Origin of the sequence: Kosakonia oryzae, from assembly GCF_001658025.2 — a bacterium.
Lineage (GTDB): Bacteria > Pseudomonadota > Gammaproteobacteria > Enterobacterales > Enterobacteriaceae > Kosakonia > Kosakonia oryzae.
Genome location: NZ_CP014007.2, coordinates 2,982,253 through 2,996,193 on the forward strand (window position 1 = coordinate 2,982,253; position 13,941 = coordinate 2,996,193).

General features: G+C 55.7%; 13 protein-coding genes. 11 read left to right on the forward strand and 2 right to left on the reverse strand.

Annotated features, from left to right (window positions below):
- Positions 1-33 precede the first annotated feature (33 nt).
- Entirely contained in the window at positions 34-1,005 is a 972-nt protein-coding gene (locus tag AWR26_RS14145) for an SDR family oxidoreductase (RefSeq protein WP_064566789.1), read from the forward strand.
- On the opposite strand, the gene AWR26_RS14150 is transcribed toward AWR26_RS14145, so the two are convergent.
- A complete protein-coding gene (locus tag AWR26_RS14150) occupies positions 989-2,632 on the reverse strand; it encodes an alpha-amylase family protein (RefSeq protein ID WP_064566791.1) in 1,644 nt (547 codons plus the stop codon). The two genes, AWR26_RS14145 and AWR26_RS14150, sit on opposite strands and share 17 nt — an antisense overlap.
- A 200-nt stretch (positions 2,633-2,832) precedes the next feature.
- Here AWR26_RS14150 and malX point away from each other — a divergent pair, with 200 nt between their 5' ends.
- The 3 genes from malX (at position 2,833) to add (ending at position 6,960) form a co-directional block, all read left to right on the forward strand.
- Positions 2,833-4,446, forward strand: coding sequence for a maltose/glucose-specific PTS transporter subunit IIBC (gene malX / locus AWR26_RS14155; protein WP_064566793.1), 1,614 nt, complete (start codon positions 2,833-2,835; stop codon positions 4,444-4,446).
- Between the two features lies 1 nt (position 4,447).
- Positions 4,448-5,635, forward strand: coding sequence for a MalY/PatB family protein (locus AWR26_RS14160; RefSeq protein ID WP_064566795.1), 1,188 nt, complete (start codon positions 4,448-4,450; stop codon positions 5,633-5,635).
- Between the two features lie 323 nt (positions 5,636-5,958).
- The gene (gene add / locus AWR26_RS14165) at positions 5,959-6,960 is read left to right on the forward strand and encodes an adenosine deaminase (protein ID WP_064569022.1); all 1,002 of its coding nucleotides are present in this window, start codon (positions 5,959-5,961) and stop codon (positions 6,958-6,960) included.
- A gap of 36 nt (positions 6,961-6,996) precedes the next feature.
- On the opposite strand, the gene AWR26_RS14170 is transcribed toward add, so the two are convergent.
- On the reverse strand, positions 6,997-8,037 hold the full coding sequence (locus AWR26_RS14170; RefSeq protein WP_064566797.1) for an oxidoreductase: 1,041 nt from the start codon (positions 8,035-8,037) through the stop codon (positions 6,997-6,999).
- Between the two features lie 208 nt (positions 8,038-8,245).
- Here AWR26_RS14170 and blr point away from each other — a divergent pair, with 208 nt between their 5' ends.
- The 7 genes from blr (at position 8,246) to rsxD (ending at position 13,932) form a co-directional block, all read left to right on the forward strand.
- Positions 8,246-8,383, forward strand: a complete 138-nt coding sequence (gene blr / locus AWR26_RS14175; protein ID WP_007374796.1) for a division septum protein Blr — start codon at positions 8,246-8,248, stop codon at positions 8,381-8,383.
- A 219-nt stretch (positions 8,384-8,602) separates the two neighbouring features.
- Positions 8,603-8,818, forward strand: coding sequence for a transcription modulator YdgT (ydgT, locus tag AWR26_RS14180; protein ID WP_007374794.1), 216 nt, complete (start codon positions 8,603-8,605; stop codon positions 8,816-8,818).
- An 87-nt stretch (positions 8,819-8,905) separates the two neighbouring features.
- Positions 8,906-9,346 carry a DUF2569 domain-containing protein gene (locus AWR26_RS14185; RefSeq protein ID WP_064566799.1) on the forward strand — a complete coding sequence of 147 codons (441 nt, stop codon included), beginning with the start codon at positions 8,906-8,908 and terminating at the stop codon, positions 9,344-9,346.
- 77 nt (positions 9,347-9,423) lie between these two features.
- Positions 9,424-10,005: an electron transport complex subunit RsxA gene (gene rsxA / locus AWR26_RS14190; RefSeq protein WP_043953698.1), complete on the forward strand. Its 582-nt coding sequence runs from the start codon at positions 9,424-9,426 to the stop codon at positions 10,003-10,005.
- Complete coding sequence (gene rsxB, locus AWR26_RS14195; protein ID WP_043953699.1) at positions 10,005-10,583, forward strand: electron transport complex subunit RsxB; 579 nt, start codon at positions 10,005-10,007, stop codon at positions 10,581-10,583. Before rsxA ends, rsxB begins: the two co-directional genes overlap by 1 nt.
- A complete protein-coding gene (gene rsxC / locus AWR26_RS14200; protein WP_064566801.1) occupies positions 10,576-12,879 on the forward strand; it encodes an electron transport complex subunit RsxC in 2,304 nt (767 codons plus the stop codon). Before rsxB ends, rsxC begins: the two co-directional genes overlap by 8 nt.
- Positions 12,880-13,932, forward strand: coding sequence for an electron transport complex subunit RsxD (rsxD, locus tag AWR26_RS14205; RefSeq protein WP_064566804.1), 1,053 nt, complete (start codon positions 12,880-12,882; stop codon positions 13,930-13,932).
- Positions 13,933-13,941 lie beyond the last annotated feature (9 nt).

The following is a 13,941-nucleotide window of genomic DNA, read 5'->3' on the forward strand; positions in this document are numbered from 1 at the left end:
TGAATGAGAGTTTTTGACCAGCGGGAGAAAAAAATGCCAGTAGTGGTGATTACCGGAGGAACAGCAGGTGTGGGGCGCGCCACGGCGGAATATTTTGCGCTGCGAGGTTATGACGTTGGCGTGATTGCGCGCAGCCCGGCCGGGTTGCAGGCCACGGTTACTGCGCTGCAAACCCATGGTGCGCGGGCGATCGGCATGAGTGCCGACGTTGCCGATAGCCATCAGTTACAGAGCGCCGCCGAGCACATTGCCGCGGCACTTGGAACGCCCGATGTCTGGGTCAACTGTGCGATGTGTACGGTGCTGGCACCGTTTAATGACACCAGTGACGAGGAGTTTCGCCGCGTCACGGACGTCACCTATTTGGGCTATGTATATGGAACGCGGCAGGCGCTACGCATGATGGCTGCCCGCGATCGCGGTGTGATTATTCAGGTGGGTTCAGCCTTAGCCTACCGCTCCATTCCCTTACAGGCGGCTTATTGCGGTGCGAAAGCCGCCATTCGTGGTTTTACGGATGCGCTACGCTGTGAATTGATCCACCAGCGCAGCGCCATACAGCTAACAATGGTGCAATTACCGGGAATGAATACACCGCAGTTTGAGTGGGCGCGCAATAAACTGGGTAAAAAAGCCCGTCCGGTGGCACCCGTTTTCCAGCCGGAGATGGCCGCCCGCGCCATCTATCGGGCCAGCCAGCGGCGCGTACGCGAAGTCTGGCTGGGCAGTTCCAGCATTCAGTCCATTGCCGGGAATATGCTTTTCCCCGCCCTTTTTGATCGTTTGCTGGCGAAAAAAGCCTGGAGCGGCCAGACGGAAGAACAACCGCTATCGGCAACCGCCGATTACCTGGACGCGCCGGTTGATGGCCTGCACCATGCGCGCGGCCGCTTTAGCGATGAGGCCAAAACGCATACGCTGAGCGCCAGCGCCGATCTGCCCGGCAAAGTGGTCATTACCCTGCTCGGGCTGCTGGCGTTAGGGCGTTTTATGCGTCGTCGCTGAGATCCCTGGTTTTCACCACGCCGAACCAGCGGTAACCATACCCGGCCAGTTCAATATCGCGCGGATGACGCGTACAGTCCGTTGCTGAATAGGCTCTGTCAGCCAGGCATTCTGTTAGTTCAACATCGCGGAATGCGTGGAGATTTGCCGTCACACTCTGGCGGCAAAAATTCACCAGCATCAGCAGGCTCTCCCCATCCACCTGATAAAACAACCCCAGTACAGCGGGATTACCGGTATCCAGCACCTGATAATTGCCCGAGCCGATCTCCTTTAACCCCAGCCGGGTGCGCGCCATATCGCTGACGCGTCGCAGCAACGAGTTGGCCTGCAACTGCCCGGCACCGACATTGATTTTTTGATAGCGAAAAGGACCGCTATCGATCGGCGAAACCAATAAACGATCGACATCAGCCGTTGAAAAACCGGCAGCATGCGTGCCGGACCACTGCATCGGCGTACGGACAGCCTGGCGTTCCGGCAAACGCAAATCATCCCCCATGCCGATCTCATCGCCATAGCGCATCACCGGCGTGCCGGGAAGCGAAAAGAGCACCGCATGCGCCATCGCAATCCACGCTGTATCGCCTTGCAGCATCGGCGCCAACCGCCGCCGGATACCGCGTTGATAAACTCTCATCTCCTCATCTGGCGCAAATGCCGCCATCACCTCCTCTTTCTCTTCATCGCTCAAACCGTCGAGATCCAGTTCATCATGGTTACGCAGCCAGTTGGCGAAACAGGCGCGTAGCGGCGGCGCAGGGAGTTCACGTAACGCATCCGCCAGCGGCGTGGCATCCTGCCGGGCGAGCGCCAGGAAGAAGTGTTTATTGATATTGAAACTCAGCAGCATATGCAGCCGATCGTTGTCGCCGAAGTAGTCGGCATACTCATCAACAGCGACATCCACTTCCCCCAGCAGAATGGTTTCGGGCCTGCGCAACATGACAAAATCACGCAGATGGTTCAGCAACCAGTAACCTTTATCAGCATCGCCGCCACCGGCCTGTTTCACCATGTGCGATGCCGCATCAAGGCGGAAACCAGAAACGCCAAGCCGCAGCCAGAAAACGATAATGCGTTCGATCTCTTTAATCACCTGCGGGCACTGAAGATTCAAATCGGGCTCGTGGCGATAAAACATGTGCCGGTAATACTGCTGCGCAGCCTCATCCCAGCTCCAGACGCTCTCTTCGACGCCGGGAAACATCGGATCATCATCCTCTTCTGGCGGTTCATCAGCCCAAATGTAGTAGTCGCGATACGGGGAGTGTTTATCCTGCCGGGCCGACTGAAACCAGACATGCTGATCGGAGGTATGTTGCAAGACAAGCTCAATGATGACATGGATCCCCAGTTCTTCCGCCTCTTCCAGCAGTAAGACCATATCGGCGATATCGCCAAAACGCGGGTCAATTTGCAGGTGATCCTGCACATCGTAACCGCCATCAAGAAACGGGGTGAGATAAAATGGCGTTAACCAGACGCCCGTCGCGCCGAGGCCGCGAATGTAATCCAGGCGGCGGCGAATGCCCTGCAAATCACCGCAACCATCGCCGTTCCCGTCCAGAAAAAAAGGGGTATCAATTTGGTAGATAACAGCATTTTTATACCAGTCACTTCGCATCCGACGCTCCTCTTGCTGTTGTTCGCTTATAGTGTGAAGGATAGATGGTTTTCTTACCCGACAGGCCTCAAACGCGCGGTATTCATGGATTCTGAAAAAAGCTGGCAATCTGCGTTACGTGCGCCACCTCCCACCAAAAATCGGAGAAATCTTTACCCTGTGCGCTTTCGGCTTTGGCCTTTGCGAACTAAGGATTTGTGATGACGGTAAAAACCGCCCAGAAAATAACGTTGTGGGAATTTTTTCAGCAATTAGGCAAGACATTCATGTTGCCGGTCGCCTTGCTCTCGTTTTGCGGGATCATGCTTGGCATCGGCAGTTCACTGAGCAGCCGCGATGTGATTACCCTTCTGCCGTGGCTCGGCCACCCGCTGTTACAGGCAGTGTTTATCTGGATGAGTAAAATCGGCGCATTTGCCTTTACCTTCCTGCCGGTGATGTTCTGTATCGCCATCCCGCTGGGGCTGGCGCGTGAAGATAAAGGCGTTGCGGCTTTCTCCGGCTTTGTCGGTTATGCGGTAATGAACCTGGCGGTCAATTTCTGGCTGACGGCAAAAGGGATTTTGCCCACCAGCGATGCGGCGCTTCTCAAAGCGCATAACGTGCAAAATGTACTGGGCATTCCCTCCATTGATACCGGCATTCTCGGCGCGGTGATTGCCGGGGTGATCATCTGGCGGCTGCATGAGCGCTTTCATACGTTGCGCCTGCCGGATGCGCTGGCCTTCTTCGGCGGTACGCGTTCGGTACCGATTGTCACCAGCCTTGTGATGGGCATGATTGGCCTGGTGATCCCGCTGGTCTGGCCGTGGTTTGCGCTGGGAATTAGCGGCCTTGGGTATATTATCGATCGCGCTGGCGAGTTCGGCCCGATGATCTTCGGCACCGGCGAGCGGCTGTTGCTCCCTTTCGGCCTGCAACACATTCTGGTCGCGCTGATTCGTTTTACCGAAGCGGGCGGCACCATGGATGTGTGCGGCCAGACGGTCAGCGGCGCGTTAACCATTTTCCAGGCGCAGCTTGGCTGCGCGGAAACCCACGGTTTTGCCGAGAGCGCGACGCGTTTTCTGTCGCAGGGTAAAATGCCGGCTTTCCTTGGCGGCTTACCGGGCGCAGCGCTGGCAATGTATCACTGTGCCAGACCGGAAAATCGTCATAAAATTAAAGGCTTAATTATTTCCGGCGTGATTGCCTGTGTGGTTGGCGGTACCACCGAGCCGCTGGAGTTCCTGTTCCTGTTTGTCGCCCCGGCGCTCTATGTGCTCCATGCCCTGTTAACCGGTCTTGGTTTTACCGTGATGGCGGTGCTTGGCGTAACTATTGGCAATACGGACGGCAATATCATCGACTTTATCGTTTTCGGCATTCTGCATGGCATGGCGACCAAATGGTATCTGGTGCCGGTCGTTGCCGCTGTATGGTTTGTGACGTATTACGCGCTGTTCCGTTTTGCTATCACCCGCTTCAACCTGAAAACACCGGGACGCGATATCGATACAACCAGCGAGGAGACCAGCGCAACAACAAGTGCGCAAGGGCAATCGGGCTATAATGTTCCGGCTCTGCTGAACGCACTCGGCGGCGCGGAGAATATCGATTCGCTGGACAACTGCATCACCCGTTTACGTCTGGTGGTGAAGGATATGTCGCGCGTGGATGAGGCAGCACTGAAAGCGAACCGGGCAATTGGCGTGATTAAAGTTAATCAACATAACCTGCAAGTGGTGATTGGTACGCAGGTTCAGTCGGTGAAAGATGAGATGGTGCAGTTAATGCGCGCGCCGCAGGCGGTAGCCCAGACGGAGGCAGGATAAAATGACGGACACGACCTCTTTCGATTTTGCCACCCCAATCGATCGCCACGGAACCTGGTGTACGCAGTGGGATTATGTTGCCGATCGTTTCGGCCACGCCGATTTGCTGCCTTTTACCATCTCCGATATGGATTTCGCCACGGCACCCTGCGTTATTACTGCCATGCAGCAACGGCTGGCGCACGGCGTGCTGGGCTATAGCCGCTGGAAAAACGACGATTTTCTCGGTGCGATTGAACACTGGCTGGCCAGCCGTTTTAACTGCCCTTCAGATCGGGAAACCTTTGTTTATGGCCCATCGGTGATCTGGATGATCGCCGAGCAAATTCGGCAATGGTCGCAGCCTGGCGATGGTGTGGTGGTACATACGCCCGCCTATGATGCGTTCTACAAAGCTATCGCCGGGAATCAGCGCCAGATGTTTTCCGTCCCTCTGGAGCGTAACGATGCCGGCTGGTACTGCGATATGGCGCGTCTGGAAGCGGTGTTAAGGCGTCCGGAAAGCAAAATTCTTCTCCTGTGCAGCCCGCACAATCCAACCGGCAAGCTCTGGACACGGGAAGAACTGGAAACCATGGCCGCACTGTGCGAGCGCCATAACGTCAGGGTGATCAGCGATGAAATCCATATGGATATGGTCTGGAGCCAGCGTCCACATATCCCATGGCATACCGTGGCGCGCGGCCCGTGGGCGCTGTTTACCTCGGCGTCGAAAAGCTTCAATATCCCGGCGCTGACCGGCGCATGGGGAATGATTGGTGATACAACCTCGCGTGAGAACTGGCTGGAGGCGCTGAAAAACAGTAATGGTCTCTCTTCACCGGCAGTGTTATCGGTGGTTGCGCATATTGCCGCTTACCGCCAGGGCGCGCCCTGGCTGGACGCTCTGCGAACGTATCTGCGCGCCAATCTGGAGTATGTCGCCAGCCGGTTAAATCAGGCGTTCCCGTCGCTTAACTGGCAGATCCCGGAATCAACCTATCTGGCATGGATCGATTTACGTCGCCTGGGGGTGAATGATGATGATCTGCAAAAAGCACTGATCGAGGAGCAAAAAGTCGCCATTATGCGCGGCGATGTTTACGGCGCGGAAGGCCAGGGTTTTATTCGTTTAAATGCCGGTTGCCCGCGAATAAAACTTGAGCGCGGCGTCGAAGGATTGATTGCCGCATTAACATCGCTAATGTGATGTTTAGTTTGTAAGGGCCACTATTTTTATGGCCGCTGAAGAGATTATGTTCACCGGTCATCGATAATATCGGTCATTGCTCAAAACAGAGTCGCCCGCGGGCGGCTCTGTTTTATCGCGAATAATCGCGACATATTGCTCCATGTGTCCGATCAAGCCCGTTCAGGCAACTGACAGAAATGATAGCGGAGTAAACATAAAATCGGGTTGTTATTCTTCGCAATCACCTTTCCTTCAAAGATTCATAAATTTAGCTGTATTTTTAATAGCTTATTGAGCTGTGGTATAATGGTATGCACTTTAGCAAAAATAAGAGTGCGACCATGATAGATCCAAACCTGCCACTAACTGACATCCATCGCCACCTCGACGGTAATATCCGCGCCCAAACTATTCTGGATCTTGGCCGCCAGTATAATTTACCCCTGCCCGCGCAAACGCTCGACGCGCTGCGTCCGCATGTGCAGGTCACTTCGAACGAACCCGATCTGGTCAGTTTTCTGGCGAAACTCGACTGGGGCGTGAAAGTGCTGGCTTCGCTGGATGCCTGCCGCCGTGTGGCGTACGAAAATATGCAGGATGCGGCCCTTAACGGCCTGCATTATGTCGAGCTGCGTTTCTCACCAGGCTACATGGCCATGACTCACAACCTGCCGGTTGCTGGCGTGGTGGAAGCGGTGATTGCTGGCGTGCGTGAAGGTAGCCGCGACTTCAACGTCCAGGCGCGGTTAATCGGTATTATGAGCCGCACCTTTGGTGAAGCCGCCTGTTTGCAGGAGCTGGAAGCCTTACTGGCACATCGCGACGGCATCACTGCGCTGGATCTGGCGGGCGATGAGCTCGGCTTCCCTGGCAGCCTGTTTCTGCCACACTTTAACCGCGCGCGGGATGCGGGCTGGCGCATTACCGTTCATGCAGGCGAAGCGGCCGGCCCGGAGAGCATCTGGCAGGCGATTCGCGAACTGGGTGCCGTGCGTATCGGCCACGGTGTCAAAGCGATCGACGATGCGGCGCTCATGGATTTCCTTGCGGAGCAGCGTATCGGCATCGAATCCTGCCTGACGTCGAATATTCAGACCAGTACCGTGCCTTCGCTCGATCGTCATCCACTCAAGACCTTCCTCGAACATGGCATTCTTGCCAGCATTAACACTGACGATCCGGCCGTGCAGGGTGTGGAGATTGGTCATGAATATCAGGTTGCGGCACCCGCAGCAGGACTAAGCCGCGAACAGATTCGCCAGGCGCAAATCAACGGGCTGGAGATGGCGTTCCTCAGTGAGCAAGAGAAACAGGCATTACGGGAGAGAGTGGCAAACGCCTGAAAAAACCGCTCACGCAGCGGCGTGAGCGGCCAGTTGTCAGGTCAGGCTCAGGGTGGCGCGATGTTTTGCGGACTCAATCCCCAGTTCGATTAACTCCATAATCTGAATCGCCTGGCTGGCCGGAACCGGATTTTCACCGACGCCGTTAAGCGCATCGCGAATCGCAGCATAATAGGCCGGGTAGTTGCCCGGCACGGTCAGCCAGCTCTCTTCCCTGCGATCTTCACCTTCCGCACGCGTCAACACGCCGTCGCGCATATCGTAGCCCCAGTCAGCCTGCGGCAAACGCGCGCCATTTTTCAGGCATTCTTCCTGCGGATCCAGACCATATTTCACATAGCTACCACGGCTGCCGTGCACAATGTAGCGTGCCGATTCCGCCGCCGCCAGCAACGTGCCATGCAGCACAACCCGACGTTGCGGATACGTCAGTACGGCATGAAAGTAGTCCGTTGATTGTGCGCCAGGCCGCAACTGCGCCAGATCGACCATCAGCGATACCGGCAGACCGAATAAATTAACCGCCTGATCGAGAAGATGTGGACCTAAATCGTACCAGATGCCGCTGCCCGGGCCACCCTGTTCGCGCCAGCGGTTGCGTACCTGCGGACGAAAACGGTCAAAATGGGATTCAAAATAGGCCACCTCGCCCAGCGCGCCGTCCGCCAGTAGCGCTTTTAACGTCAAAAAATCACTGTCCCAGCGCCGATTGTGGAATACAGACAATACGCGCCCCAGACTACGCGCCAGCGCATCCAGCTCACGCGCTTGTGACAGTGTCACAGTGAAGGGTTTATCCACAACCACATGTTTACCGGCTTCCAGCGCCGCTTTGGCCAGCGGAAAGTGGGTATCGTTGGGCGTGGGGATCACAATTAAATCGATTTGCGGATCGTTGAACAGATGTTTCGGCTCAGAGACAACCGGCACGGTTGGCCAGTCGACTTTGACTTTTGATTCATCACTGCTGGAAATAGCCGCCAGTTCCATTCCCGGCGTTCCGGCGATCAGCGGCGCGTGGAATGTTTTACTGGCATAGCCATAACCGACTAAGCCAACACGGATCTTATCACTCATTTTGTGGCCCCTCCTTTTAGAGCACTTATTTGACACCATCTGCCGGATAGCGACAACCGCTTCCTCCATTCATAAATTTCATGAATGATTTAGTACCATTACGCCCTGGTTTCCGATTGAAAAATCTGCTTAAATCTTCAGCCAGCGCCTTTCCGAGACACAGTGGCGTTTTTTTATACGTGGGTTAACATCAGGGAGTCGTAGAAGTATGGCCGGAATAATCAATCGGATCATTGAACTAATGGGGTGGGTGGTGCTCGGCGTATCGACCGTTCTTTTGGTTTTCGCCAGCCATATTGATAATTATCAGCCCCCGGAACAGAGTATTGTGGCGCAAAAAAAATAATAACGAAAACTCCTGGGAAAGAGAGTAAATGCATATTGCCAGCGGCGGCGAAGATCGTTAATCTTCTTCTCCGCCGCCGTTCTGGCACCTGTTTTCATTAGAAAAGAAAACTCTTAATTTAATAGCAGAGCTATTTACGTTGCGATAATAATGTTTATTATTCGAACGAATTAGCCCTATTTTATTTACGCCTCTTTCAATATATGGATAACCCACGACATGACCGTTCAGGACTATTTATTAAAATTCCGCAAAATCAGTTCGCTCGAAAGTCTGGAAAAATTGTTTGACCACCTCAACTACACGCTTACCGATACCGCCGAAATCATCAACATGTACCGCGCCGCCGATCACCGCCGCGCTGAGCTGGTCTCTGGCGGCCGCTTGTTTGACATTGGGTGCGTTCCGCGCTCTGTCTGGCGCTACGTGCAGTAACACCTCTGGTATTTGGCGCGTAATGCTTTATACTCCTCGCCCGGCGAAATAAATGCATTACATTAAAGCCTTAACAGAGGAATACACATGACGACAACGCCTGCAGAACGAATCGGAGGCTGGTTACTTGGCCCTCTGGCCTGGTTACTGCTCACGTTATTAAGTACTTCTCTGGCATTAATGTTCTATGCCACCGCGCTATTAACGCCACAGACGGTCGCGGCGCTCGGCGCGCAAACACTGAAAGAAAATGTTCTGTGGTTCGTTTCATTCGCCTTCGCTATCGCCATCTGGTATTACACGTTCTGGTTGGTGGTCGCCTTTTTTAAGCGCCGTCGCAGCGTACCCAAACACTATATAATCTGGTCGTTAATTTGCGTCCTGCTGTCGCTGAAAGCATTCGCTTTCTCCCCCGTTTCCGACGATCTGGCGGTGCGGCAGCTTCTGTTCCCACTGCTTGCCGCTGCGTTGATGGTGCCTTACTTCAAGCGTTCTCAACGCGTGAAGAAGACATTTGTTAATCCGTAATAACCTTACAGTTATCCTGTTGTCGCCCGGTGCTGTTTGACCGATAATAGGCGGCTTTTTTATTTTCAGGCCAAATAATGACAGATTATCTGCTGCTATTTATCGGGACGGTGCTGGTCAATAACTTCGTACTGGTGAAGTTTCTTGGCTTGTGTCCGTTTATGGGCGTTTCCAAAAAACTGGAAAGCGCCATGGGCATGGGTCTGGCGACCACCTTTGTGATGACGCTGGCGTCGGTGTGCGCCTGGATTATCGATACCTGGGTTCTGATTCCGCTGGATTTAGTCTATCTGCGCACGCTGGCGTTTATCCTGATTATCGCGGTCGTCGTGCAGTTCACCGAAATGGTGGTGCGCAAAACCAGCCCGGCGCTCTATCGCCTGCTGGGGATCTTCCTGCCGTTGATTACCACCAACTGCGCAGTGCTGGGCGTTGCGCTGCTGAATATCAACCTTGGTCATAATTTCATGCAATCGGCGTTATATGGCTTTGCCGCCGCCGTTGGCTTCTCTTTGGTGATGGTGCTGTTCGCTGCGATCCGCGAGCGTCTGGTGGTTGCCGATGTGCCCGCTCCTTTCCGCGGCAATGCGATTGCGTTAATCACTGCGGGCTTAATGTCTCTGGCCTTTATGGGCTTTAGTGGTCTGGTAAAACTGTAATGAGTGCAATTTCAATTGCCGTTGCAGCTCTGAGCGTGCTTGGGTTGCTGTTCGGCCTCATTCTCGGTTACGCATCCCGCCGCTTTGCGGTTGAGGACGATCCGGTCGTTGAACGTATTGATGAACTGCTGCCACAAAGCCAGTGCGGTCAGTGTGGCTATCCTGGCTGCCGCCCTTATGCGGAAGCCGTTGGCATCAACGGCGAAAAAATTAACCGCTGCGCGCCGGGTGGCGAAGCGGTAATGCTGAAAATCGCCACGCTGCTGAATGTCGATCCGCAACCGCTTGACGGCGATGCCAGCGCGCAGGAGCCGGTACGGATGCTGGCGGTTATTGATGAAAACAACTGCATTGGCTGCACCAAATGCATCCAGGCCTGTCCGGTCGACGCCATCCTTGGTGCCACGCGCGCCATGCATACGGTGATGAGCGATCTGTGTACCGGTTGTAATCTTTGTGTGGATCCGTGCCCGACGCAGTGCATTGAATTGCGTCCTGTGGAAACGACCACCGCAAGCTGGAAATGGGATTTAGAAACCATCCCGGTACGTATTATTCCTGTGGAACACCATGCTTAAGTTATTTTCCGCTTTCCGAAAAGAGAAACTGTGGGATTTTCACGGTGGCATTCATCCGCCGGAGATGAAAACGCAGTCTAACGGTACGCCGCTGCGCCAGTTACCGCTGGCGCAGCGCTTTGTCATTCCGCTGAAACAACATATTGGTGCTGAAGGCGAACTGTGCGTCAGCGTCGGTGATACGGTGCTGCGCGGCCAGCCGCTGACGCGTGGTCGCGGCCGGATGCTACCGGTACATGCCCCGACGTCGGGTACCGTTGTGGCTATCGCCCCCCACTCCACCGCGCACCCTTCTGCATTGCCGGAGATGAGCGTCATTATTGCAGCGGATGGCGAAGATCGCTGGATCGAACGCGATGGCTGGCATGACTACCGCTCGCACAGCATTGATGCGTTGCTCGAACGCATTCATCAGTATGGCGTCGCGGGGTTAGGCGGCGCGGGCTTTCCGACTGCCGCCAAACTGTATGGCGGCGGCAATAAAATTGAAACGCTGATCATCAACGCCGCCGAATGCGAGCCGTACATTACCGCTGACGATCGGCTGATGCAGGATTGTGCCGCGCAGATTATCGAAGGCGTGCGTATTCTGGCGCACATTCTTAAACCGCGTCAGGTCCTCATCGGAATTGAAGATAATAAACCGCAGGCCATTTCGATGATGCGGGCGGTGCTGGCCGACGGCCATGATATTCAGTTACGCGTTATTCCAACCAAATACCCATCCGGCGGCGCAAAACAGTTGACGCAGATCCTGACCGGCAAACAGGTGCCGCACGGCGGTCGTTCTTCGGATATCGGCATCCTGATGCAAAACGTCGGTACGGCCTATGCGGTGAAACGTGCGGTGATTGACGGTGAGCCCCTGACCGAACGTGTCGTCACGCTAACCGGCGAAGCCGTCACCCGTCCTGGCAACGTCTGGGCGCGACTGGGTACGCCCGTGCGTCATCTGCTTGAACATGCCGGTTTCTGCCCCTCCAGCGAACAACTGGTCATTATGGGCGGCCCGTTAATGGGCTTTACCCTGCCGTGGCTGGATGTTCCGGTGGTCAAAATCACCAACTGTCTGCTGGCACCGTCTGCCAGCGAAATGGGTGAACCGCAGGAAGAGAAAGGCTGTATTCGCTGTAGCGCCTGTGCCGATGCCTGCCCGGCAGATTTACTGCCGCAGCAGCTTTACTGGTTCAGCAAAGGTCAGCAGCACGATAAGGCCACCGCGCATAATCTTTCCGACTGTATCGAATGCGGTGCCTGCGCCTGGGTGTGCCCCAGCAATATTCCGTTGGTGCAATATTTCCGTCAGGAGAAAGCGGAAATTTATGCCATTGCGCAGGAAGAGAAACGCACAATCGAAGCCAAAGCGCGCTTTGAGGCACGTCAGGCTCGTCTTGAGCGCGACAAAATTGCCCGCCAGCAGCGCCACAAACAGGCCGCGGTGCAGCCTGGCGCTCAGGATCAGCAGGCCATCGACGCTGCGCTGGCCCGCGTAAGGGAAAAACAAGCTACCGCCACGCAACCGGTAGTGATTCAGGCTGGCGCTGAGCCGGATAACCGCGATGCCATCGCCGCTCGTGAAGCGCGCAAAGCGCAGGTTCGCGCCCGCCAGGCAGAAAAAGCACAGCACGCTGAAGCAAACGCGACGAGCGGTGAAACGTCCGATCCACGCAAAGCCGCCGTCGAAGCGGCCATTGCCCGCGCGAAAGCGCGTAAAGCGGCGCAGGCTGAATCCCCGGTTGCCGAACAACCGCCGGAACAGGCATCTGTCGATCCACGCAAAGCCGCCGTCGAAGCGGCCATTGCCCGCGCGAAAGCGCGTAAAGCGGCGCAGCCTGAATCCCCGGTTGCCGAACAACCGCCGGAGCAGGCATCTGTCGATCCGCGCAAAGCCGCCGTCGAAGCCGCCATTGCCAGCGCGAAAGCACGTAAAGCGGCGCAGGCTGAATCCCCGGCTGCTGAACAACCGCCGGAACAGGCATCTGTCGATCCACGCAAAGCCGCCGTCGAAGCCGCCATTGCCCGCGCGAAAGCACGTAAAGCGGCGCAGCCTGAATCCCCGGTTGCTGAACAACCGCCGGAACAGGCATCTGTCGATCCGCGCAAAGCCGCCGTCGAAGCCGCCATTGCCCGCGCGAAAGCGCGTAAAGCAGAACAAACGCAGGCGCAGGCAGTGGCAAATGAGGCATCGCCAGTTCCGCAGGCCGCGAATGACGATCCACGCAAAGCGGCAGTTGCCGCCGCCATCGCCCGTGTTCAGGCTAAAAAAGCCGCGCAGCAAGCTGTTAACGAGGATTAAATGGTTTTCCGAATCGCAAGTTCCCCCTATACCCATAACCAGCGTCAGACTTCACGCATTATGCTGCTGGTGACGCTCGCCACCGTGCCGGGCATTGCCGCTCAACTGTGGTTTTTCGGTTGGGGAACGCTGATCCAGATCATTCTCGCCATTGTCAGTGCCCTGGCAGCGGAAGCGTTGGTGTTGTCGCTGCGTAAACAAAATGTGGGCGCGATTCTGGCGGATAATTCGGCGCTGTTAACCGGCCTGCTGCTGGCGATCAGTATTCCCCCTTTCGCGCCGTGGTGGATGGTGGTGCTGGGTACGGTGTTCGCCGTCATTATCGCTAAACAGTTATATGGCGGGCTTGGTCACAACCCCTTTAACCCGGCGATGATCGGTTACGTAGTACTGCTGATCTCCTTCCCGGTGCAAATGACCAGCTGGCTGCCGCCCTACGAAATCGCCCATACCGTGCCGGGCTTTATGGATGCGGTACAGGTGATCTTCAGCGGGCATACCGCAACGGGTGCCACCATGGAAACCCTGCGTATCGGCATTGATGGCGTCAGCCAGGCCACGCCGCTGGATACCTTTAAAACGTCACTGCATGCGGGTCACAGCGTTGAGCAGATCCTGCAATACCCGATCTACAGCGGTGTGCTGGCGGGCGCAGGCTGGCAGTGGGTTAACCTCGGCTATCTGGCCGGCGGGCTATTCCTGCTGTGGCAGAAGACCATTCGCTGGCATATTCCGCTGAGCTTCCTGCTCTCGCTTGCAGTGTGCTCGACGCTTGGCTGGATCTTTTCCCCGCAATCGCTGGCTGCGCCGCATCTGCATTTGCTCTCCGGCGCAACCATGCTGGGCGCTTTCTTTATTTTGACCGATCCGGTAACCGCCTCCACCACCAACAAGGGGCGGCTGATTTTTGGCGCGCTGGCGGGTTTACTGGTATGGCTGATCCGCAGTTTTGGCGGCTATCCGGACGGCGTTGCCTTCGCCGTACTGCTGGCTAATATCACCGTACCGCTGATTGACTACTACACGCGTCCTCGCGTGTACGGGCATCGTTAAGGAGCCGCC

Bases quoted from the DNA above. Each gene is read 5' to 3' on its own strand.
- AWR26_RS14145 (WP_064566789.1), top strand. From the start codon at position 34: ATGCCAGTAGTGGTGATTACCGGAGGAACAGCAGGTGTGGGGCGCGCC.
- AWR26_RS14150 (WP_064566791.1), bottom strand. From the start codon at position 2,632: ATGCGAAGTGACTGGTATAAAAATGCTGTTATCTACCAAATTGATACC.
- malX (WP_064566793.1), top strand. From the start codon at position 2,833: ATGACGGTAAAAACCGCCCAGAAAATAACGTTGTGGGAATTTTTTCAG.
- AWR26_RS14160 (WP_064566795.1), top strand. From the start codon at position 4,448: ATGACGGACACGACCTCTTTCGATTTTGCCACCCCAATCGATCGCCAC.
- add (WP_064569022.1), top strand. From the start codon at position 5,959: ATGATAGATCCAAACCTGCCACTAACTGACATCCATCGCCACCTCGAC.
- AWR26_RS14170 (WP_064566797.1), bottom strand. From the start codon at position 8,037: ATGAGTGATAAGATCCGTGTTGGCTTAGTCGGTTATGGCTATGCCAGT.
- blr (WP_007374796.1), top strand. From the start codon at position 8,246: ATGGCCGGAATAATCAATCGGATCATTGAACTAATGGGGTGGGTGGTG.
- ydgT (WP_007374794.1), top strand. From the start codon at position 8,603: ATGACCGTTCAGGACTATTTATTAAAATTCCGCAAAATCAGTTCGCTC.
- AWR26_RS14185 (WP_064566799.1), top strand. From the start codon at position 8,906: ATGACGACAACGCCTGCAGAACGAATCGGAGGCTGGTTACTTGGCCCT.
- rsxA (WP_043953698.1), top strand. From the start codon at position 9,424: ATGACAGATTATCTGCTGCTATTTATCGGGACGGTGCTGGTCAATAAC.
- rsxB (WP_043953699.1), top strand. From the start codon at position 10,005: ATGAGTGCAATTTCAATTGCCGTTGCAGCTCTGAGCGTGCTTGGGTTG.
- rsxC (WP_064566801.1), top strand. From the start codon at position 10,576: ATGCTTAAGTTATTTTCCGCTTTCCGAAAAGAGAAACTGTGGGATTTT.
- rsxD (WP_064566804.1), top strand. From the start codon at position 12,880: ATGGTTTTCCGAATCGCAAGTTCCCCCTATACCCATAACCAGCGTCAG.